The sequence below is a fragment of the Sphingomonas faeni genome, assembly GCF_040407565.1.
In the GTDB taxonomy this organism is placed as follows: Bacteria; Pseudomonadota; Alphaproteobacteria; order Sphingomonadales; family Sphingomonadaceae; genus Sphingomonas; species Sphingomonas faeni_F.
Genome location: NZ_JAPZPR010000002.1, coordinates 173398 through 192285 on the forward strand (window position 1 = coordinate 173398; position 18888 = coordinate 192285).

An 18888-nucleotide genomic window follows, 5' to 3' on the forward strand; every position below is an offset into this window, starting at 1 on the left:
TTACGCACAAGCGCACGGCACTACAGCAAGCGCCTGATCACAGGCAGCATCGCAGTGACCACCGCGCCGATCGCCTTTGCATTCGGATGCACCCGATCTGCGAGCACCATGTCAGCGTGCCCCAGCACACGCGGCGGGAAAAACGGCCAGAGGGTTGCACCGTGTTCGGCAGCCACCGCTGAATGAATGCCAAGGTAAGCTGCAGCGCGGTCGCGTATGAACGCCGGCGGCACAACGGTCGTCAGCAACACGGGTATTCCGCAATCATAAAAGTTTAGCAGAATCTGCTCGAGTTGCGCTCGGGTGCGAGCCGCCGAGGCCTGCCGGAGGACGTCGTTAGGCCCTACTTGAACGATCGCGAGCGCGGGGCGACGATTGAGACTCGACAGTAGCCGTGGAAGGCGTCGAAGGACGTCAGCGGTAGTGTTACCCGATACCCCCGCATTCACTACGGATGCGCCAGGATATTGATGCTGCAGCAATGCCTGCAGTTGCGCGGGAAAACTTTCGGAAGATGCCAGACCGTAGCCTGCAATAAGGCTGTCGCCGATCGCGAGAATGAGCGGAGCTTCAATCACTACTGGCGCAAGCGATGGCGATCGATAACGCAACGGAGGCTGAGATGAGAGGCCGCGCCCACACCCCTACCTAACACCGAACCCCGCCCGGCTGCTCTCGCCATCATCGGTCCGATCGCGACCCGCCAGGACGTTCTCAAGCTCGGATAGCGAATGCGGCACGTCGATATGCTGTGCTCCCATAAACAAGCGAGAGCCCTCCCCCTCCGGCACGGCATGAGTGAGCTTGTCGATGTCCACTAACGCCTTGCCAGCAGGCAGCGTCTCAATCTGAACGAACCGCATCGTTGTCTCCTGTTGTCGCTTTAGAACTAGTCCGTCCAACGTACGACTGCGCCCGAAAGCTGCGCCATGCGTTCAACAAGCGAGGAGACAACCATGATTGACGATCCCAAAACCGAAGATACGACCGAGTCTGAGCAGGCAGAGGAGATGGAAAAAGTTCAGGAGGACGCCGCCAAAGAGCGCGAAGAGAATGGCGGCTACCAGTAGACTGGCTTCTCGTTTGAGCAACCGCGCTACCGTACGTGTAGCGCGGTTGCCGCTAAATCCACGAAACTTTGTACCCGATCTACGTCAACCCGCAGACTACCGGCATTCCCCCATTCGATACTGCCGCCAATACCGATCCCATCGCACGGCCGCGCCGACGGCAATCGCGGCGCACGACAGCGATCGACCATCCGGCAGCATGCACCGAGCCACAACGCGGCTGTAGCTCTTACCGGTCGACTCACATCGCAACGTCTTCCACAGCACCAGGCGTTCGACAATCTGCTGGCTGCGCTTCGCGGCGACGTTGTCACAGCGATAGTTCAGCCGTCGCGGGTCTTCGGCTCGGCACGGTGACGCGCTTTCGAAGTCCGGCGCCTGAACGCCGGCAATCCGAACCTTGACGCCGTTCGAGCACCATAAAGGTCCGTCGCCGTCGTGTACGCGGGTCACCGTGCATGAGAACGTCGTCGCTGGCGCGAGGTCAATCATCGAACCCCTCTCATCAGTGCTTCGTCCGGCTGGCGTCTGCTACAGCGTTCAGGCAGTCGGCTAAAACCTCCCACTGCCGGTACTGCTCCGGCTGCCCAGGTGGCGTCTTTTCCATGCCAGACGCCACGATCTTGCATGCGCCTATCTGGCCATGATCAGCCATCAGCTCGAAGGCCTGCCGCCACGCGTCCTGCATTAAGCCCACAACCAGTCGGACTCGGCGTCGTCGACCGCAGCGAACATGTCGCCCTCAGCCTGCATGGCGCTGAGGTGTTTGCGCACGGCCTCCGGATCTCCGTTGCGGGGAAAGCGCCGATCCGCGACTGCGCCGGCGGCTAACTGGCCAACGAGATCACTTCGGTCTTTCTGCGCCATGAGCCACTGGCCAAACGCTGGCTTCGGCTCGTCATGTTCGGTCATTCTCGCGTCCCTCGAATCAGTGGCCTGCCAATCGCATCAGATTGATGTTCTTGCAATGTTCTTGCGAATCAACGGGGATCGCGCCTAGCTAGGGGCAGGCCACGACCGGCGACTCGATACTGACGGAGCAACGAAATGCAGCATGATCTGCGGCTGAGAGCGGCTGCCCGCGTGATATACGACAACGTCTACCCACCGGTTGATGCGGTGAAATTCAGCTTCGACGAGGCCGAACGGTTCGGGACCGTAGAGTACCGGCAAGCCGTTGGTGCTGCTCAGGATGCTCGGTCTGTTCTGGCTGCTCAGCACGACCAACTCCTCTTCGCCGCGGTCCTTTAGGTCATGCCCTCAGCCAACCCGGTCCGCCCGGTCGTTGTCCCGCTGCACCGTCATGACGAAGCGCTGCGGCTTCACGACGTCCCGTTCGAACTGGTGCCGTGTGAGGTGCCTTTCTTCCTGGTCCACACGCCGGCAGGGTTCCCCTCGCCTGCGCAGGACGACATGCAGGAGCCGATCGACTTGAGCGCGTGGCTCATCGAGCATCCAGCCGCCAGCTATGTCATGCGCGTAGAGGGGCGGTCCATGGCGGGTGCCGGAATCATCGACGGCGATCTACTCGTCGTGAACCGGGCCAAGGCGCCGAGGACTGGTGCCATCGTCGTCGCACTTGTGCACGGCGAGCGGACCCTGAAGCGTTTGCGCTTCGTCGACGGCCGCCACTGGCTTGTCCCCGAGGCCGAAGGGTTCGCGGACATTCTGGTCGACGAGCATGTCGAGATCTGGGGCACGGTCGTCGGCGTCGCGCGCAAGATGGCATGAGCGCGCCGATCGCCCTCATCGACTGCAACAACTACTACGTATCCTGCGAGCGCGCCTTCGACGCCAGCCTGATCGGCGTACCTGTCATCGTGCTGTCGAACAACGACGGGTGCGCAATAGCCCGATCAGCCGAAGCGAAGGCGCTCGGGATCAAGATGGGCGATCCGATCCACCACCTGCGCGACAAGGTAAAGCAGCACGGCATCCAGGTTCGGTCGTCGAACTATGCGCTGTACGGTGACATGCAGCGCCGGGTGATCGCCGCGTGCGAATCGTTCGCCCGCGACTTCGAGATTTACTCGATTGACGAGACATTCCTCGATCTCGCCGGCTTCGAGGGACGCGATCTTGTGGCGCACGCGAACGCGATGCGTGCCCAGGTCCAGCTATGGACGACGATCCCCACCTGCGTTGGCATCGCGGAAACCAAGACGCTGGCGAAGCTGGCGAACGCCGCGGCCAAGAAAGATCCGAAGTTCGCCGGCGTGGCGGATCTCCGTGACGACGACGTGCGGCGCGATGTGATGCACGCCTTCGCCATCGGCGATGTGTGGGGCGTCGGCAGTGCGACTGCGCGCAAGCTCACTGATCTCGGCATCGACACCGCTGGCGCGCTGCGAGACATGCCTATGAAGCAGGCGCGTGCCGTCGGGACAGTCGTTCTCGAGCGGCTGGTGGCCGAGCTACGTGGGGTACCGTCCAATGCCGTTGAGTCGGTCGAGCCGCGGCGGAAAGGTATGGCCGTCACCCGGTCCTTCGGGACGCCGATCTGCGACTTCGAACGGATGATGGGCGCGCTGTCGCAATACGCGCTGCGGGCTGGCGAGAAGCTGCGATCGCACGGTTTGGTGGCGGCCCGCCTGACGGCGTTCTTCCACACGAATAAGCACAAGCCTGATCAACCGCAGTACGGCGGGTCGCGGATGGTGACGTTGCACCCGATGACGAACGACAGCCTCGAACTGATTGCGGCAGCCAGGCGTGGTGCTGAGAAGGCGTGGCGCGACGGCTACGCCTATACGAAGGCGGGCATCATGCTCGACGATCTGCTTCCCGAGGACGAGCGACCGCGCACGCTGTTCGAAGAGGATACGGCCAAGCGCGACCGCCTTATGGGCGCGCTCGATGCGATCAACGGAAGGTTCGGGACGTGGACTGCGGTGACGGCATCGCAGGGGTTCAAGCGGGAATGGAAGATGCGGTCGGAAATGCGATCTCCGGCATGGACGACCGACATTGCGCAGGTGCCGATCGTCCGGGCGACGAATTAGTTGGCGTCTTACGTAGACCCTACGCCGCTCCGTCCATTCATGAACATTTCGTCATTTTACATCGACCTGCCGAATGTTAGCATCCCATTTATATCGTCGCCCACCGTACGGCCCCGCGACGAAGGAAGCCCTGGGGCGCTTCCCTCATTACAGGAAGCGAACATGGCCACAGGAACATCATCCGTGACTGAGAACATACTTGAGAAAATGCGGGCCGTTTTGAATGAGCTGGACGCGCACTCGTATTCAATCGCGGCTGCATATCTTGCCCAAGCTATCTCGGTTATCGAAGATCAAGCAGCAGCGGATCGCGAGAGCCGCGTCTGAAGGAACTTCTGCGCATCGATCATGCAAGCCTCTACCGCCGAGATCCCCTCCGGGGTTAGGCCTATCACGTCCTCGAGGTGGCCTTGTCCGTCCCCGATGACCAGCCTTTCGCTGTGCAGCGCCATGATCCAACGCCGCCCCGTGGAGACCGGAGCCTCAGCAACCGCGAGCACGTCGTGCCCGGTCATCCGACGTCCGTCAGCGTCTGCCACAAACAGCGCCAAAAGGATGTTCCAGGCTATTTCGGATAGCACTCCTTCGGGCAGGTGGTCCGCCCGCATCCTGCGCAACTCGAAGATACTACGTGCCAGCGCGGTTGCCTCGTCATCCCCGTTCATCGTTCCGCTCCCGATAAGTCAGCTACTTCTGTAGCATAACGGATCAATCAAGCCCTAGGCAGGGCTGCTGAGGTTGCGTGTCGGGAACACCGGCCCCCGCACGGTCATCTGATCCGCCGGATACGGACGCTGCAACGCGAGCACATCGTCATAGCTGCCGGTCAACCATCTCTCGTGATCGTCAGGACGCAAAATCGTGATCATCGCCTTCGGGTGGATGGGCGCCACCAGCTCGTTCGCGTCGCAAGTGACCATCGCGAAGTAGCGCTGATCCCCGACCTGTCGCCAGAAACCGGCGATCGCGAACACGGGCTGGTCGGTCACCCCGAACCACATCTCCCCCTTGATCGGCTTTTTGCCATCGCCAAGATCGGTCGGCTCGCGAGCCCACTCGCAGAACTCCGTCAGCGGAATCAGGCAACGGTTAGCCGGATCGGTGACCAGCGAGCGCCATTGTGGGAGATGCAGCGTGCGCACGTTCGTCTGCGCAACTTTGCGGCCGGCCTGTTTCGCCTGCCCAGCCAGGACGTCCCATTCCATCACGTCGAGCCCGCGGCGGTCGCCTTCGTTCCGCACGACGTACGCCCGACCGAACGGACGAAGCTCCTTCGGGTCGAACCGATTGTCCCTCGGCTTGTCGGCAAGCCATTCCGCACCGAACCGTTCGGTGATGGTCTCGGGCTCGCCGTCGAACCGCGCACGATTACACATTAGAGGTTCACCCGACCGACAAGCGCGCCGACCGCGATCACGGACACAATGATAGCCCAGCCCTCCTAGGTTCGCGGCGTCCAGCCGATGCCCACGACTTTGGGCTGAAACCATTCTCGGGGGTGGTTCATCACGGCTCCATATGAAGGGCGTTCCTCAATCACCGGAACAGGCGCTCGCTTTCAAAAGTCAGGTAAAATCTTTCTTACTCACGGCAACGCCCCAGTTCGATGCCGCCCGGTTCGCCGACGTGCTGGTTACACTCCAAATCTTTCCAGCATACTCGCCCGTCGCCTTCCACCGCCCCGTTTCAATTTCCTCGACGTACACTTCTACGCGCCGCCCCTGAACCGACACCTGCCGCTTCATGACCATCTCCTACTCTCCATCGGATTGCTCCGACGCTCCCTGAATATCAACGACGATCCCAGCCGGTACATCGCACTCGCAGGATTAGCCCTTCGACAGAATTGCCCCGAGTCGGTCGGCGAAGTTCTTCAGTGCTGAGACAACGTCAGGTCGAGCGAGTTTCCGCGGAAGCGGGTCGATGGCGCAGAGGGTGCCATAGAACGACCCATCAGCGAGGACGATCGGAAGCGAGACATAGCTTTTAAACCCGTACAGAGACGGGGCGGGATGGCTCAGCCACTTCGGATTCCCTGCCACGTCATCGATCACTACCACATTACCGTGCTCGCGTATGTCGTTGCAGATGGTGGTCGAAACCCTGAGCTCCTCGCCCGGTGACATCCCAAAGTCGATCTGATCAACCACTTGGCAGGCTATCCAGCGGGTATCGGTAACACGAGCAAGGGCAACAAACCCCATCCCGGTCGAAGCAGCAACTTCGTCTAAGATACGACGTATACCGTCATCATCGCCGTCCCGAGCGACACCGGCTGCAAAATCATCGAGCATGCCCGCCGTTACCCGGTCCTGCTGCGGGACCGCAACTGTTACGAGAAGTCTCGCATCATATCGGTTTACGCAGGTGCCGCTTCACCGAGTTCGGGGCGTCGGGATCCGGGCTAATAGCGTCGATTTTATCGAGTTGAGCAATCAGATCGGCAAATCCATCGTCCTCGTCATCGTCATCGTCTGCATTGACCGAAAATAGGCGATGAAACCCGGTGCCCAGCACTTCCAGATCGCGTTGGGTTAACAGCCCGACAGCGACAATACGATCTTTCGTCAACACTTGTCTCCCGGGGTGGGTGATTGCAACGGGTGACCGAACGTTAAGGTGCCTGACCGCAGCGAAATAGTTGGTCCGACGCAATCCAAATGGCAATGTGCAGGTCGAGGGCAATATGAGGTGAACCGGTTCCGCGCGTGGAACGACAAGCTGCCAAGTCGGTTGCCTTCCCGAGGAGAGCGAGAATGTCTGAACCGATCAAGCCGACAACCACGACCGAACGGCCGAACCTATCGACTGAGCATCAGAATGAAGGTGATGCACGCCGCCCGAGCGATACCCTAAACAAAGGCACGCCGAGCACCGAGGGGCAGGACGCGCCGAAACGAAAGTCGTCATTGACGTAAGCGCTCGTTAAACAAGCGAACTGTTAACGCCGAAGCCAACGCAACGCAGCTTTCCCAGGCCCGGTCCTCGGACAGGAGAATGCTAGCTGCGTAAACTGCTGTTTGCTGCCGCCTCGCTGCCCTTGCTCGTCGGTCAACCTTGATGGCTGCTCCGGGCAAAGACGCTAAGAATCGCTTCATAAAGTGTCCGAAGGCATCGGCCAAGATGCCCCGGGGCAAAAGCGCAAGAGGCAAGTTCGCGAAGTGCGGCACGGCCGGCGCTAAGCTAATCTGAACGTGAAGGCATGGGGCAAATTTCACTCTTAGCCCCAGCCGATCTGGTCGCTAATGAGATTGTATGAAACTTCGACGAGTAATGTCCGAACGCGAAGTTTGGGTGAAGGCAAACACGATCCTCGCCGAGCACGGCGCGATGACTGTCGAATACATATTCGACCAATTAGGCGATGTGCTCGACGACGATATAGCTGTCGAAGAGTGGCGTCGAGTTTCAGTTGCCATCGATGCGATCACGGCGGCGGCGTCCGACCGCGCCAACTGAGAACAAAAGTGGAGCGCCGTATGTCCCGACCGGGTTGTCATACTTAAACTTGAGAAGGCCCTACCGAAGCGCAACGAACGGCTCACTACCCCGCCTTAATTCAGCGATGCATAATCTCTTGGCAACCAACCCATTTTCGTTAAATCTTCGTTAACAGCGAGCCGATTCGGTTTGATGAAATAATTAAGGGGATGGATCGGTGGTCAAGTACAGGTGGGTTCTGGGATCGGTTGCTCTGTTCCTATGCGGATCATCGGCCTTCGCCCAGGAAACAACATTCCGCGGGTTTCGCGTCGAAGCAAAAGCTGGTGTCGATCGGCTTCAGGCTAACGGGAACCATGATGATCGCTTCGCCTACGGCGGCGCCGCAGGTTGGGATGGGATCATTGGCGAAAAGATCGTCGTCGGACCCGAAGTCAGTTACCTTGATACCAATGGTAAAAGCTGCGCTGGCGGCGTCCGGGGAGGTCAGGTATGCACTCGGACACGACGAGAAATTGGGATCGCGGTGCGGGCCGGGTATCTGCCAACACCGGCCTTACTGATCTTCGGCAAGGCCGGTTACGCCAACGACAGCCAGCGTAAGACGTTCACCGGGGATCCAGCAGGCGGGACTGCATTTAACGATCGATACCGTACAGATGGCTATCAGGTCGGCGGCGGTATCGAGTATTCGTTGGTGCACAACTTCTACGTAAGCGCGGAGTACAAATACGCAAATTACTACAGCCACACCTCGCGGCAGAACGTACTAGGCGGGATTGGTGTTCGTTTTTGAAAGATCAGGACCTAAGCGTAGGCGACGAGACAAGCGGCTGAGGCGAGCTAGCATTTATGAACTTTATCCGCCTTGATTGGGGCTCCTCCCAAACCTTCATACTCGTGGCAATATTCGTCACGATCGTTGCCGCGACTGTTTTATTGGACACTATCTCTCCCCGCCGACGGCGTGACCGGAAACAAGACGGAAAGGAGTAGTTTTGGTGGGCGTCGGGCGTCGGGCGCCGGGCTCCAGCCATTGTGCAGTCGTAAATCACCGAGTCACTGCCGCTCATGGGGACTGCCGTCGAGGCTACGGAATGTGTAGAAGGCCTGTTGTGGTCACATATGGCGCCGCCGCTCGGTGGATTGGCGGCGCCACGATTATCCAGAGCCGATCACCCGATATCGAGGTCGGCAATCCTGCGATATTCCATGGCGTCGTAGATTGCAGTCACGAGTGGCGGTCCGATCTCGCGTCGATGATCGAGCTTGTAGGCCTCTATACCAGAAAGCTCCATCGAGTGAGTGACCGACGCGACGTCTACCGCTGCGACCGCTGCATAGACAGCCGCGGCGACTTCCGGTGCGATCGAGTAATTCGTGCCAACATCGTGATAGGCTGCGATGCCGGCTTCAATCATCTGGTCGGTAAGTTTGGTCATGTCCGTGTTCCCATCACGCCGCAGATTGGACCCACGCCGCTGTTCACCAGCGTTGCGGGCGCAGAGGCAGGCGGTGCGGCATAGGTGCCACTTGCTTCCGACAGCCCCTTGATGAAGGCCGCGAACGTATTGCCGCCGATGACGGCGAGACCCGTGTCGCTGGTACGGAACGTCACAGCCACGTTGGTCTGGACCATTAGCCAGACCCATGAACCGGACGCCGCGACCGGCCCGATGGCCAAGCTTTTGACGCCAGCCGTGGAACAGTCTGCCTCGCCGCCGTCGGCCAGCAGGACGCCGGGCCCACCCGTCACATCGTCATGCGTATAGAGCGCCAGACGAGCCTTCGAGCCGGCCGCACCTGCCGTCAAAAGCTCGATGCCGAGTGACGTCAGCGACAGGTTGGGCGCCTGCACGGGATAGAAGTACCGCGTGCCCGCCGACGTGGCCACGGTCCCCGCCGCCCCGGATTTCATCGTCAGTGGATACATCCAGTTGCCGGTCCGACCGATGACCGGCGCGGGCGGCGTGCCGATGTAATAGAGGTTCAGTCGCAGTTTGGTGACGTTAATGGCCTGTGGCGTGAACACTGCAGACGCCTTGCCGGCCGACATCGCTGGCAGCTCGACGTCAACGTAATCGGAATCTCCCGCCGTCCCGGCCGCGGTGAAGTTGAAGCGGAGAATGATCATCTCAGCGTCTGCTGGTACGACGACGTCGCTCGCTGGAATTCCGCGTTCGTTGAAGCCCGGCCTCAAGGCGAACGCGCCGCTGATCAACGTCGTGGAACCCGACGGCACCCCGGAGTTGGGTGGAGCGGCCGTCGAGGTGGAGGCGTAGATACCGTAGTTCAGATACGCGGAACTCGGCGAGAAGGTCGCACCGGCGCGCGCCCGGAGCGTAGCGGACAGCTTCTGCCCCCGCAGCTTGCGCGCGGCATCGCCAGTAATGACCTGGTAGAGGTAGAGCGATGTCGCTGAGGTGTCGCCTGGCGTGCGCTGCATCCGGATCGCGTAGGGCGATTGCTCGCCTGCGATCTGTTGCAGCGACCCCGTCCCCGCACCGCGCGCGCCCTTCCACCCGCCCGGCCCGAACACTGCGGCCGATCCGATCGCGACGGTCGGGCCGTTCGGCCAGTAGTGGAACTCGCCGTTGATGAGGATCGGCGCATCAACGACTTGGGTCGGCTCGATGCTGTCGTACGTGTACGTCGGAACGACGCTGATAGCCGCGAAGCCAGGGCAGCCGATACGGGTCAGCTTGCCAGTTCCCTCGGCATACCAGTCGGCGATCGCACTGCCACGCGACGTACATGCAACCGCTGTCGTCCGATCGGCGTCGAGATTATCGAGGGTGCCGGCGACCCATTTCCAGTCGACCAGGCCGTCAGAAACCGTGCCTGACGTGTGAACAGGCGGCTGGTCGCCGAAGTCTGCCGCTGCCGGCGAGCACTGGTAGACGTTCGACCCAAAGCAGCAGAAATGGGTTGCCGGCACCTGACTCAGATTTGCCGACCAGACCCGGTACGGCCGGTTTTCGTGGCGGAACCCGTATTGCGTACAGTCCTGCGCGAAACAGTTGACGTAGGTGTTGTCCTTCCCGAGGCCACCGGCCTGCGGGAAGATCCAGAACCCGGTTTTGCACCGGATCGACTGGACATTGGAGATCTTGTTGCGCGACCCGGAGACATTGAGGCCGCTCGCGAACCCATCGTTGAAAAGCGCCCCGTCCAGCACGTTGTCATCGCCTGAGAAGGTGAAGCACCCGTCTCGCGCATTGTCGCACCGGACGTTACGGATCGTATTGTGGTGGCATTCGATCGTGCTGGCGAAGACGTCGCCGCCGAGCTTGCCGTTCACCGCCTCCCGCTGCGCCAGCAGGAACGCGTTGAAATATTGCGGCAGGACGTATTTGTAAGCGCCGTCGATCGTGTTGTAGGCGGCGCCGTCATCCGCGAGAATGCCGGCCAGAGCACCGTTGCGCATGTCGATGTTACGCAGGATGTTCCGGTACGCCTGCGGACCCTGGAGGCGCATGCAGGTGCCGCGCATCTCGCGCATGCGGATATTGTTGAGGCGGTTGTACTGGCCTTCGATGCGGATACCGGAGTTGCCCAGCACGATCTCGATGTCGTCGAGCTCGTTGTACTGCGCGGTCGTCGTCATGATGATCTGAAACTGGGTCGACGCCTGCACGGGCTCGAACTGGAACCCGGACCACTTGCTGCGCTCGCCGGTGAAGGTGAGATAGGCGGTGGACTTCGTGCAGATGACGCGAGGCTTACCGATGCCGAGCATGTCGACACCACCCGGATCGATCATCGCGCCGTTTACCCGGTACGGACCGTCTTTCGCCGGAACCATGATCGGACGCCCGGAGGCGATGGCCGCAAGAAATGCGTCAGTGTCGTCAGTGGTGCCGGAAATGCGCGCCGCAGCGTTCGCAGCCCTGAATCGTAGGACGTGGGTGCGGGCAGTCAGCTCAAATTCTAAAGGAATAGGGAACCGCGTGCCCGTGAGAAGCACAGGACCGGCGCTCAGCTTGCTATCCAGGTCGCCCTGAATAGCCGCACGCTGAGCAACGGACTTCTCGACCTCCAGAGCGGCCAAGCTCGCCGCATCAACCGCAGGTTGCCGATTATACGCCTGATACTCCTTCGGCGTCATCCCTGCGAGATCCGCCGGCGAAAGTCCCGGAGAACCCATGGCCGTAGCAATCACCGTCGCGCCGCCCATGGTCGACGTCACGACATCCGAATACGGCGCACTGACGTCGCCGCCAACGTACGGAGCATCGTTCGAGACTGTCACCGTGTTGAACAGCAGCGGCGTCCGGCCACCCTGCACCACTTCCGCAATCTCATAAAGAACGCCGGCCTGGTTGCGCAGCGACTCGGTGAACGCACCCGGTACAGCGAAGATCACCTGCTCGCCTTGATTCGCCATTTGCCCGGCGATCTCACCGTTTGCGACAACCGCGTTTGCCTTGACGAACCGCAGGATGATCTGGCGGCCGGCGAAACTTACCGGGTAACCGAGCTTGTCCTTCATGATGAACGCGACACGCAGGACTTCGCCCGCACCGAAACTCATCCGGCCGGCAGCGTCGAAATGGGAAGCGATGAGATTAGACACAGTCGTACCTCCCCCGGTGCAACGACTGCGCCGCCGGGTTTAAAGAGTTTTAGTTTTTATGGGCGAAGGGTCGGCGTGAAGCGGTTCGACGGCCTACTCCGGTGAAGATATGACCGCCTGCAGTGGAGTGACGCCGCAGGCGGTCAACTGGTCAGGCGAACTCGGCCTCGTCTTGCGAGAACAGTGCGAGTTCTGCCGTCGAAGCCTCTTGAGCCGCGGGATATTCGCTCTTTTTCCAGTCACCCTGCAACAGTTCCTGCCGCTCTGCCGCCGACGTCGGGGTAAAGAGCGAACCTGGCGCCGCAGTTTTTCCCGCGCCGTACGTGATCGAGACAAGCGCCTTCAGGGGTACGATGCCGGCTTCCTGGATCACGGGATCGGGCAACGCGCCGCTAGCTGAAAAGTTGGTTTTGCCGTCGGGCAGGCGCTTGCGATCGATTTCGCGGGTTTGGTCCCCGGTGAGGTTGGGTTTGGCGTTGGCCATGTTCGTTGTCCTGACTAGTTTGTCCAAAGTCCCGAAAGCGTGTGGGCCAGTGCGTTTAACGCCAGCCCACACTTAGTACAGGACGACTCGTACATAGCCGCTATTGAGTCAGACTCGAAATTATGGAGGCCCAATACAATTATGAGTTGAGAAGGTCGTCAAAGTCATTGTCAATTTCTGCGTCAATCTCGGTACGCCGTTTTGCGAACTGTTCCTGCTGCCAGCGCTTAATATCGTTCGACAGCCAGAAGCGCTTCTTCGGCGTGTCACGGTAGCCGTTTGATTTTGGGAACAGGCCAAGGTTCATCTGACGATAGACCTCGGTCTTAGAAACGCCAGTGACCTCAACAACTCGCTTTAGGCTCCAGAACTCCGCGTGAACGACTGATCGTTCGTCGAGTATCATGTCAGCGCTTGCACTGACCGATCGGCCAAACGCTGAAAAAAACCGATGTGTACGGCACCCCACCTCCCGATCTTTATCATCTCGTGGACGATGTCCTTGAGAGCCGGGGTATAATCGGTTTGCGCCATCCTCACGATAAGTACGTCAGCCGCCGTCCGTCCGGCGGCGCAGTCGGTAGCGTAATCGCCGGTTTCGGGAAGGCGAGCACAGCTAAGTACTTCATCACGAGAAAAGACATTTTCGTCGATTTCGTTGGTCATGGGTAACGCTCCGCTAGATTTTATACCCGGTTTCCATTTTCCGAATGGTAGCCGGACGACGATAAGCGGAAAATCGTGTAGCGGACACGATTGGCTAGAAGCCCTTACCATCGCCCGACCGACTCCCATTTACCGGAAATCGCGAGCATGTCCACTACACGAAACCTTTCGGCCCGCTCCAAGACACTCAATCTTGGTAAACACTCTGTAACTTCGAATCGAATTTCAGATCAAGCTCCAAAGTTTTGCTGCTTTGTATTGCTCGTCAACTGTTGCGTGTATTTCAACTGCAGGTTGATATTTTATGGCGTGTTCTGACTATTCGGTGATCGACATCGTATATGACACTTACGCCCTAAAGGCGCCGCAGCCCTGGAGCGGCAGAACCGCGCGATCGCCCACAACAAGCGGCAGTTCGCGGCGCTGGAAGCCCAGCAGCGCGGAACGGCAGATCAACTGCGGGTTGCAATAGTAGATGCGCGAATTAATCGCGGCGATACGGACGTTTTGCTGGCGCAACTCTCCGAAGTCACGATCGAGAGGGGCCGACTCGAGTCGAAGCCGGTAAACTGCAGCGCACCATTGCTTAGCAGGAGTTCGGGTACACCCGCGCCGCATCGGGTATGGCCGAACTGGAGAACCAGAATTGCCTAGCAGGTGTCGATAACAAGTTCGCGAGCGGCGAGGCGAACGACTACGCGCGGTCGTTGGACAACCAGACTGCGGGCCGCAAAGCGTAACGCCAGCGTCCTGCGCAACATCCCACGCGTAACCGGCACGGACCAAGGCCCTGCAACCGACAACGGTGCCACGTTCGCCACGCTGGAAAAGCAGGCCGCTGCCAGCGAAGCTGCCGCGAACGCAGAGCGCAACCGTGAGCAGGCCACCCCGCAGCGATCCGCGTCACCGTGCGAACGGTGGAGTGGATGGCGGCAGCGGTACAGCGCCGAATATCACGATTGTGAACGCTATCGCCGCCGGCGATTTCGTGTTGAAGGGTCTCGACAGCGGCGTGGACGGGAAGGCCCAGATGAAGTTCATCTGGGCGAACAGTGGCGCCGTGAAACAGACGATCGATGATTCGAATGTCCGCTGTCGCGTAACAGGGCAGCGGACAGGGCAGCCTCCCCAATGAGGGAAAATATCGTTTCATAACAGTGGTTTATGGCGGAGCGGGAGGGATTCGAACCCTCGATACGCTTTTGACGTATACTCACTTTCCAGGCGAGCGCCTTCGACCACTCGGCCACCGCTCCGCATTGCTCTGGAACGGCGTCTGCTAGTGCGGGTTGCCGCGCGGCGCAAGCGATTGCGTGCGGTCGCGGGGTGGGGCAGACTGTCGGGATGCTGAATATCCTCCTTGCCACGATCCTTGCGCAGGCGGCGGTCCTGCCCGTTCGGCCAGCCGCTCGGTCCGCCGTTCCGACCGCCGCCCCGGCGCCAGCGCCTGCGACGGCCCGTGCAACGGCCCCTGCGATGTCCCCGTCCGATCCGCTGCCGTCCGACTGGGTGGCGGTGCCGGACGGCGAACTGATCGTCTTCACGCTGGCCAACGGCCACGACGTCACGGTGCGACTGGCCGCGCGATACGCCCCCGTCCATGTGGCGAACATCCGCAGGCTGGCAGCCGCGCACTGGTGGGATGTCGGGACGAGCGTCTACCGGTTGCAGGACAATTACGTCGCACAATGGGGCGACGCTACGGAGAAGAAGCCGCTGGTCGCGGGCGTCGTGGCAAATCCCCCCGCGGAATATTCGCATGCCGGGCCGACGACGGTGGCGCGGCTTGCGCGACGCGATCCCTATGCCGAATGGGCGGGGTACAGCCGCGACGGGTGGCCGCTGGCGGGCACTGGCGCGACCGAGTGGCTGCCGCATTGCTATGGCATGGTCGGCGTCGCGCGCGATCTGGCCCCGAGCACCGGCAGCGGCGCGGAACTCTACACGGCGATCGGCCATGCACCGCGCGCGCTCGACCGCAACATCGCGGTCGTCGGGCGGGTGATCGACGGGATCGAATGGCTGTCGTCCTTGCCGCGCGGAACCGGCGATCTCGGCTTCTACAAGACCGCAGGCGAGCGCAGCCCGATCGTCTCCGCCCGCCTCGTCAGCGACCTGCCTGCCGCACAGCGCCCGCATTTCGAGTATCGTTCGACCGACAATCCGCGGTTCGTCGCGTGGATCGCATCGCGCGAGAACCGGTCGGGACCGTTCTTCACGGTGCCGGCGGGCGGCGCGGACATTTGCGCGGCCCTGCCCCCGGTTCGCAAGGCACCCTGAACGATTGCCCGCGCGCGCATCCGACATGCGCGACGATTCGCCAGTCCACGCGGACAGCTTTTAGCGGAGCATGCGCTTTGCCCGCGAATAGTTGCGGGACAGATACTGGAGGACGGGCTTCGGCAGCAGCGATAGCGCCGTCAGCACTCCGCGCGCCGCGTTCCAATGCGTGACGTTCGCCAACAGTGCGCGCGCCGCGATGCCCTGCCCGTGATACACCCGACTGCGCGCATAGGCGATCCGCGTACGGTCGGCATAGGCGCGGATCGCGGCGTGTCGCGCGGCATGAGCAGGGGCAAGCAGCGCCGCATCGAGCGTCGCGAACACCGGCGAGACCAGCATCGGATCGCCGCGCGCCATCCGTGCCTGTTCGCGGTCCATGATCCCCCCGTTGCTTCGCCTGTATAGCGCGGTCGGCCGCGTGCTGATCGCGATGCGGTGATCGAGCGCGAAACGGATCCAGAACTCCGTGTCCTCGCCTGCGCCGAACGTGCCGAAGCCCGTCGTCGCGGTGAAGGCTGCGCGGCGAAACGCGATGCTCGAGGCGTTGAAGAGATCGCTGCGATGATCGCGGAAGAGGTCGATCTCGCGCGTCGTGGCCGCGCGCTCGTCGTCGGGAGGCGGCAGGCCCGAGCCTAACATGCCCGCCCCGAATGCGCCCGCCTCGAACGTGACCGACGCCGCCGCCACCGCATCCGCCGCCGGATGGGCCGCGATCACTGCGGCCAGGTTGGCGAGATGGTCGGAGCGCCACAGATCGTCCGCATCGATCAGCGCCACCCACGCGCCGCGGGCGGCGGATATCCCGGTGTTGCGCGGCGCACCCGCCCCGGTGTTGCGCGCCGCACCTGGACCGGCATTGGCCTGCCGGATCAGGCGCACGCGGGGATCGGCGATCGCCTCGACCAGCGCGGGGCCGCGATCGGTCGATCCGTCGTCGACCACGATCACTTCGCGGGCCGGCAATGTTTGCGCGAGAACCGAGTCCAGGGTCGCGACGATGAACGCCTCCGCCTCGAACAACGGGATGACGACCGAGATATCGGGAGTCGCAGAGGACATGCCGTCGATCATGGCGCACACCGGGCGCGGTGGCTACCATCGACGGGCCACGCGATGATACGCGCGCCCTGCCCGAGACGGCGTTTGCCGACGGCGTTGCGATCGGCGATAGCAGCGGGATGCAGAGCGCGGCGGGTCCAGCGGACGGGGGGGATGCGACGCAGGGCGCCGTGCTGCTCGTCATGGCGCCATACGGCGATCCACCGCACGGCGGCCGGGCGATGCTGTCGGCGACCAACCACGCGATCCTCGCCGACCTGTACGGCACCCGCCTGTCGGTGTTCGCGCCGACCGGCAAACGCTCGGCGATCGGTGGCATTCTCAAGGGGCATATCGACGGGCTCGACCGCCAGGCGATCGACGCGCTGCTCGTCGAGATCGACGCGCGCGGCGTGACGCGCGTGATCCTCGACGGTTCGAACCGGGGGGCGGCGGCCCGCGCGATCAAGCGGCGCTTCCCGCAGGTGTCGGTCGTCACGATCCTGCACAATGTCGAGGCGCGGTTCTTCCTCGGGGCGATGCGCGCACGGCCGGGGCCGAGAGCGCTTGCGGTAGTGATCGCCAACACCGTCGCGGAACGCGCCGCGGTGCGCCACAGCGACACGCTGCTCTGTCTCAGCGAACGCGACAGTGCGGCGATGGCACGGCTTTACGGTCGCAAGGCCGACGCGGTCCTGCCCATCGCGCTCAGCGACCGTCCCCGACGAGCGCAGGACGAAATCCAGTCGGGCGCCACGCCTCCCCCCTACGCCTTGTTCGTCGGCGGCGGATTCTATGCCAACCGCGACGGAATACGCTGGTTCGCGCGCCATGTCGCACCGCGGCTGGCGATCCCGACGCGCGTCGTCGGTCGCGGTCTGGACGATCTGGCCACAGCGTTCGCCGGCAATGCCCATGTCAACATCGTTGGGGCAGTCGACGATGTCGGCCCCTGGTACCGCGACGCGCGCGTCGTCGTGGCGCCGATCTTCGACGGATCGGGGATGAAGACCAAGGTCGCCGAGGCGCTGATGTACGGCAAGCGCGTGATCGGCACGCCCGAGGCCTTTTCCGGCTATGATCCGGCGATCGTCGCGGCAGGCTGGCTTGCGCCCGACGCGGATGCGTTCGTCCTCGCCATCGAGGCTGCGCTGGCGCGCGACCTACCCGCGTTCGATCCGGCGATGCGCGCGCTTTACGAGCGATTCCATTCCGTCGCGGCCGCCCGGGCGCGGCTGGCGGTGGCGCTGGGCGTGTAAAGCGCCGCGATCCGGTCGGCGAGCGCGTCGAAGGCGAAGTCGCCGACACGCATGTCGCCATAGCCAATCAGTCGCGCCCGTTCGGTATCGTCCGTCCATACCCGATCGATCGCCGCGGCCGCTGCGGCGGGATCGTCGACCGCGAAATAGCAGCCCTGATCTTGCGTGACTTCGCGAAAGACGGCGATGTCGCTCGTCACCAGCGGCCTCCCCGCCGCCATCGCCTCGATCAGCGCGATGCCGAAACCCTCGTAGGAGGACGGCACGACGACCAGGGCGCACGCGGCATATAGCGCACGGATCGTAGCGTCGTCCGCGTCCTCGACGATATGGACGACCGTGCCGAGATCGCGCGCGGCGATGTGCCCGCGCAACTGGTCGCGCACGCCGCCGTCGCGTCCGGCCAGCACCAGCGGCCGTATCGCGCCGGAATCGCGCAATCGGCCGATCGCGTCGATCAGGAGCGGCAGATTCTTGCGCGCTTCGAGATGTCCCACCGCCAGCGCGAACCGATCGGGCAGCCCGGCGGGCAGCGCTTCGCACGACGCCGCGGCCGATCGCGCAACGCCGTTATGGACGACCGACACCTGCGTTCCCGGACGGAACGCGGCTATTTCGTCTCGCACCACGGCCGACACCGAGACGATGTGGTCGGCTCGGGCGAAGGCATGCCTCAGGACCATTCGCGCGATCGCACGCGCGACCCGACTTTCCACCTGTAGCGATCGCAGGTCGTGGACGGTCAGGATCGTCGGGCAAGGCGCCGCCACCAGCGGCAGGCAGAAGGTCTCGAACACATCCACCGCATCGGCACGAAACGCGGTACGCCAATATCGAAGACCGGTCGCCAGGCGCGTCAGTCGTCCCGCACCGCGGACCGGCGTGACCCGCGCGATGACATTGCTGCAATCCGCAAACCAGCCGGCGATACGGTGGTCGGCGGGTTCGTAGATCAGGAACTGGTGCTGCGGATTACGACGGATCACCGCCCCGTACAGCAGGCGAAACCGCTGGTTCGCGCCCGACGGCCGATCGTCGAAACAGGTCGCGTTGAGCCCGATCCGCACCG

Annotated in this window: 25 protein-coding genes and 1 tRNA gene; 8 read left to right on the forward strand and 18 right to left on the reverse strand. The window is 62.2% G+C overall.

Annotated elements, in window-relative coordinates:
- Positions 1 to 20 precede the first annotated feature (20 nt).
- The 4 genes from O6Y00_RS05185 to O6Y00_RS05200 form a co-directional block, all read right to left on the reverse strand.
- The gene (locus tag O6Y00_RS05185; protein WP_353441539.1) at positions 21 to 578 is read right to left on the reverse strand and encodes a GDSL-type esterase/lipase family protein; all 558 of its coding nucleotides are present in this window, start codon (positions 576 to 578) and stop codon (positions 21 to 23) included.
- Positions 579 to 644: 66 nt separating this feature from the next.
- A complete protein-coding gene (locus O6Y00_RS05190) occupies positions 645 to 863 on the reverse strand; it encodes a hypothetical protein (RefSeq protein WP_353441540.1) in 219 nt (72 codons plus the stop codon).
- A 303-nt stretch (positions 864 to 1166) separates the two neighbouring features.
- Positions 1167 to 1523, reverse strand: coding sequence for a thermonuclease family protein (locus O6Y00_RS05195; protein ID WP_353441541.1), 357 nt, complete (start codon positions 1521 to 1523; stop codon positions 1167 to 1169).
- A 234-nt stretch (positions 1524 to 1757) separates the two neighbouring features.
- Positions 1758 to 1982, reverse strand: coding sequence for a YozE family protein (locus O6Y00_RS05200; RefSeq protein ID WP_353441542.1), 225 nt, complete (start codon positions 1980 to 1982; stop codon positions 1758 to 1760).
- A gap of 135 nt (positions 1983 to 2117) precedes the next feature.
- Here O6Y00_RS05200 and O6Y00_RS05205 point away from each other — a divergent pair, with 135 nt between their 5' ends.
- The 3 genes from O6Y00_RS05205 to O6Y00_RS05215 are packed head-to-tail and all read left to right on the forward strand — an operon-like array spanning position 2118 to position 4072.
- Positions 2118 to 2321, forward strand: a complete 204-nt coding sequence (locus O6Y00_RS05205; RefSeq protein WP_353441543.1) for a hypothetical protein — start codon at positions 2118 to 2120, stop codon at positions 2319 to 2321.
- Between the two features lie 3 nt (positions 2322 to 2324).
- The gene (locus O6Y00_RS05210; RefSeq protein ID WP_353441544.1) at positions 2325 to 2801 is read left to right on the forward strand and encodes a LexA family protein; all 477 of its coding nucleotides are present in this window, start codon (positions 2325 to 2327) and stop codon (positions 2799 to 2801) included.
- On the forward strand, positions 2798 to 4072 hold the full coding sequence (locus tag O6Y00_RS05215; RefSeq protein WP_353441545.1) for a Y-family DNA polymerase: 1275 nt from the start codon (positions 2798 to 2800) through the stop codon (positions 4070 to 4072). Before O6Y00_RS05210 ends, O6Y00_RS05215 begins: the two co-directional genes overlap by 4 nt.
- Before the next feature lie 293 nt (positions 4073 to 4365).
- On the opposite strand, the gene O6Y00_RS05220 is transcribed toward O6Y00_RS05215, so the two are convergent.
- From O6Y00_RS05220 to O6Y00_RS05240, 5 genes are all read right to left on the reverse strand, one after another.
- Entirely contained in the window at positions 4366 to 4737 is a 372-nt protein-coding gene (locus tag O6Y00_RS05220; protein ID WP_353441546.1) for a hypothetical protein, read from the reverse strand.
- A gap of 54 nt (positions 4738 to 4791) precedes the next feature.
- Positions 4792 to 5448 carry an SOS response-associated peptidase gene (locus tag O6Y00_RS05225; protein ID WP_353441547.1) on the reverse strand — a complete coding sequence of 219 codons (657 nt, stop codon included), beginning with the start codon at positions 5446 to 5448 and terminating at the stop codon, positions 4792 to 4794.
- 189 nt (positions 5449 to 5637) lie between these two features.
- Positions 5638 to 5817, reverse strand: coding sequence for a hypothetical protein (locus O6Y00_RS05230; protein WP_353441548.1), 180 nt, complete (start codon positions 5815 to 5817; stop codon positions 5638 to 5640).
- 84 nt (positions 5818 to 5901) lie between these two features.
- Complete coding sequence (locus O6Y00_RS05235; protein ID WP_353441549.1) at positions 5902 to 6366, reverse strand: GAF domain-containing protein; 465 nt, start codon at positions 6364 to 6366, stop codon at positions 5902 to 5904.
- Positions 6367 to 6421: 55 nt separating this feature from the next.
- A complete protein-coding gene (locus O6Y00_RS05240; protein ID WP_353441550.1) occupies positions 6422 to 6643 on the reverse strand; it encodes a hypothetical protein in 222 nt (73 codons plus the stop codon).
- 185 nt (positions 6644 to 6828) lie between these two features.
- On the opposite strand from O6Y00_RS05240, the gene O6Y00_RS05245 reads away from it, so the two are divergent.
- From O6Y00_RS05245 to O6Y00_RS05255, 3 genes are all read left to right on the forward strand, one after another.
- Entirely contained in the window at positions 6829 to 6990 is a 162-nt protein-coding gene (locus O6Y00_RS05245) for a hypothetical protein (RefSeq protein ID WP_353441551.1), read from the forward strand.
- A gap of 355 nt (positions 6991 to 7345) precedes the next feature.
- On the forward strand, positions 7346 to 7531 hold the full coding sequence (locus tag O6Y00_RS05250) for a hypothetical protein (RefSeq protein WP_353441552.1): 186 nt from the start codon (positions 7346 to 7348) through the stop codon (positions 7529 to 7531).
- 199 nt (positions 7532 to 7730) lie between these two features.
- Complete coding sequence (locus tag O6Y00_RS05255; protein WP_353441553.1) at positions 7731 to 8309, forward strand: outer membrane protein; 579 nt, start codon at positions 7731 to 7733, stop codon at positions 8307 to 8309.
- A 379-nt stretch (positions 8310 to 8688) separates the two neighbouring features.
- Here O6Y00_RS05255 and O6Y00_RS05260 read toward each other — a convergent pair whose 3' ends face one another.
- The 7 genes from O6Y00_RS05260 to O6Y00_RS05290 form a co-directional block, all read right to left on the reverse strand.
- Positions 8689 to 8955 (reverse strand): hypothetical protein, encoded by a 267-nt coding sequence (locus tag O6Y00_RS05260; RefSeq protein ID WP_353441554.1) that lies wholly within the window; start codon positions 8953 to 8955, stop codon positions 8689 to 8691.
- On the reverse strand, positions 8952 to 12089 hold the full coding sequence (locus tag O6Y00_RS05265) for a hypothetical protein (RefSeq protein ID WP_353441555.1): 3138 nt from the start codon (positions 12087 to 12089) through the stop codon (positions 8952 to 8954). The genes O6Y00_RS05260 and O6Y00_RS05265 overlap by 4 nt, the downstream gene beginning before the upstream one ends.
- 151 nt (positions 12090 to 12240) lie before the next feature.
- The gene (locus tag O6Y00_RS05270; protein WP_353441556.1) at positions 12241 to 12573 is read right to left on the reverse strand and encodes a hypothetical protein; all 333 of its coding nucleotides are present in this window, start codon (positions 12571 to 12573) and stop codon (positions 12241 to 12243) included.
- A 139-nt stretch (positions 12574 to 12712) separates the two neighbouring features.
- The gene (locus O6Y00_RS05275; RefSeq protein WP_353441557.1) at positions 12713 to 12979 is read right to left on the reverse strand and encodes a helix-turn-helix transcriptional regulator; all 267 of its coding nucleotides are present in this window, start codon (positions 12977 to 12979) and stop codon (positions 12713 to 12715) included.
- Entirely contained in the window at positions 12976 to 13239 is a 264-nt protein-coding gene (locus O6Y00_RS05280) for a hypothetical protein (RefSeq protein WP_353441558.1), read from the reverse strand. The genes O6Y00_RS05275 and O6Y00_RS05280 overlap by 4 nt, the downstream gene beginning before the upstream one ends.
- A gap of 348 nt (positions 13240 to 13587) precedes the next feature.
- The gene (locus tag O6Y00_RS05285) at positions 13588 to 13758 is read right to left on the reverse strand and encodes a hypothetical protein (RefSeq protein ID WP_353441559.1); all 171 of its coding nucleotides are present in this window, start codon (positions 13756 to 13758) and stop codon (positions 13588 to 13590) included.
- A gap of 646 nt (positions 13759 to 14404) precedes the next feature.
- Positions 14405 to 14495: transfer RNA gene (locus tag O6Y00_RS05290), tRNA-Ser, on the reverse strand.
- 88 nt (positions 14496 to 14583) lie between these two features.
- Here O6Y00_RS05290 and O6Y00_RS05295 point away from each other — a divergent pair.
- A complete protein-coding gene (locus O6Y00_RS05295; RefSeq protein ID WP_353441560.1) occupies positions 14584 to 15519 on the forward strand; it encodes a peptidylprolyl isomerase in 936 nt (311 codons plus the stop codon).
- A 60-nt stretch (positions 15520 to 15579) separates the two neighbouring features.
- Here the strand turns inward: O6Y00_RS05295 and O6Y00_RS05300 are convergent, their stop codons facing one another.
- Complete coding sequence (locus O6Y00_RS05300) at positions 15580 to 16581, reverse strand: glycosyltransferase family 2 protein (protein ID WP_353441561.1); 1002 nt, start codon at positions 16579 to 16581, stop codon at positions 15580 to 15582.
- Positions 16582 to 16610: 29 nt separating this feature from the next.
- Here O6Y00_RS05300 and O6Y00_RS05305 point away from each other — a divergent pair, with 29 nt between their 5' ends.
- Entirely contained in the window at positions 16611 to 17819 is a 1209-nt protein-coding gene (locus tag O6Y00_RS05305) for a glycosyltransferase (RefSeq protein WP_353441562.1), read from the forward strand.
- Here O6Y00_RS05305 and O6Y00_RS05310 read toward each other — a convergent pair.
- On the reverse strand, positions 17756 to 18886 hold the full coding sequence (locus O6Y00_RS05310; RefSeq protein ID WP_353441563.1) for a glycosyltransferase family 4 protein: 1131 nt from the start codon (positions 18884 to 18886) through the stop codon (positions 17756 to 17758). The genes O6Y00_RS05305 and O6Y00_RS05310 overlap by 64 nt on opposite strands.
- Between the last annotated feature and the right edge of the window lie 2 nt (positions 18887 to 18888).

Excerpts from the sequence above, each read along its gene's own strand:
- O6Y00_RS05210 (WP_353441544.1), top strand. The coding sequence starts at position 2,325 with ATGCCCTCAGCCAACCCGGTCCGCCCGGTCGTTGTCCCGCTGCACCGT.
- O6Y00_RS05280 (WP_353441558.1), bottom strand. The coding sequence starts at position 13,239 with ATGACCAACGAAATCGACGAAAATGTCTTTTCTCGTGATGAAGTACTT.
- O6Y00_RS05225 (WP_353441547.1), bottom strand. The coding sequence starts at position 5,448 with ATGTGTAATCGTGCGCGGTTCGACGGCGAGCCCGAGACCATCACCGAA.
- O6Y00_RS05205 (WP_353441543.1), top strand. The coding sequence starts at position 2,118 with ATGCAGCATGATCTGCGGCTGAGAGCGGCTGCCCGCGTGATATACGAC.
- O6Y00_RS05200 (WP_353441542.1), bottom strand. The coding sequence starts at position 1,982 with ATGACCGAACATGACGAGCCGAAGCCAGCGTTTGGCCAGTGGCTCATG.
- O6Y00_RS05230 (WP_353441548.1), bottom strand. The coding sequence starts at position 5,817 with ATGAAGCGGCAGGTGTCGGTTCAGGGGCGGCGCGTAGAAGTGTACGTC.
- O6Y00_RS05190 (WP_353441540.1), bottom strand. The coding sequence starts at position 863 with ATGCGGTTCGTTCAGATTGAGACGCTGCCTGCTGGCAAGGCGTTAGTG.
- O6Y00_RS05300 (WP_353441561.1), bottom strand. The coding sequence starts at position 16,581 with ATGTCCTCTGCGACTCCCGATATCTCGGTCGTCATCCCGTTGTTCGAG.
- O6Y00_RS05270 (WP_353441556.1), bottom strand. The coding sequence starts at position 12,573 with ATGGCCAACGCCAAACCCAACCTCACCGGGGACCAAACCCGCGAAATC.
- O6Y00_RS05275 (WP_353441557.1), bottom strand. The coding sequence starts at position 12,979 with ATGATACTCGACGAACGATCAGTCGTTCACGCGGAGTTCTGGAGCCTA.
- O6Y00_RS05295 (WP_353441560.1), top strand. The coding sequence starts at position 14,584 with ATGCTGAATATCCTCCTTGCCACGATCCTTGCGCAGGCGGCGGTCCTG.
- O6Y00_RS05250 (WP_353441552.1), top strand. The coding sequence starts at position 7,346 with ATGTCCGAACGCGAAGTTTGGGTGAAGGCAAACACGATCCTCGCCGAG.
- O6Y00_RS05245 (WP_353441551.1), top strand. The coding sequence starts at position 6,829 with ATGTCTGAACCGATCAAGCCGACAACCACGACCGAACGGCCGAACCTA.
- O6Y00_RS05215 (WP_353441545.1), top strand. The coding sequence starts at position 2,798 with ATGAGCGCGCCGATCGCCCTCATCGACTGCAACAACTACTACGTATCC.
- O6Y00_RS05235 (WP_353441549.1), bottom strand. The coding sequence starts at position 6,366 with ATGCTCGATGATTTTGCAGCCGGTGTCGCTCGGGACGGCGATGATGAC.
- O6Y00_RS05260 (WP_353441554.1), bottom strand. The coding sequence starts at position 8,955 with ATGACCAAACTTACCGACCAGATGATTGAAGCCGGCATCGCAGCCTAT.
- O6Y00_RS05220 (WP_353441546.1), bottom strand. The coding sequence starts at position 4,737 with ATGAACGGGGATGACGAGGCAACCGCGCTGGCACGTAGTATCTTCGAG.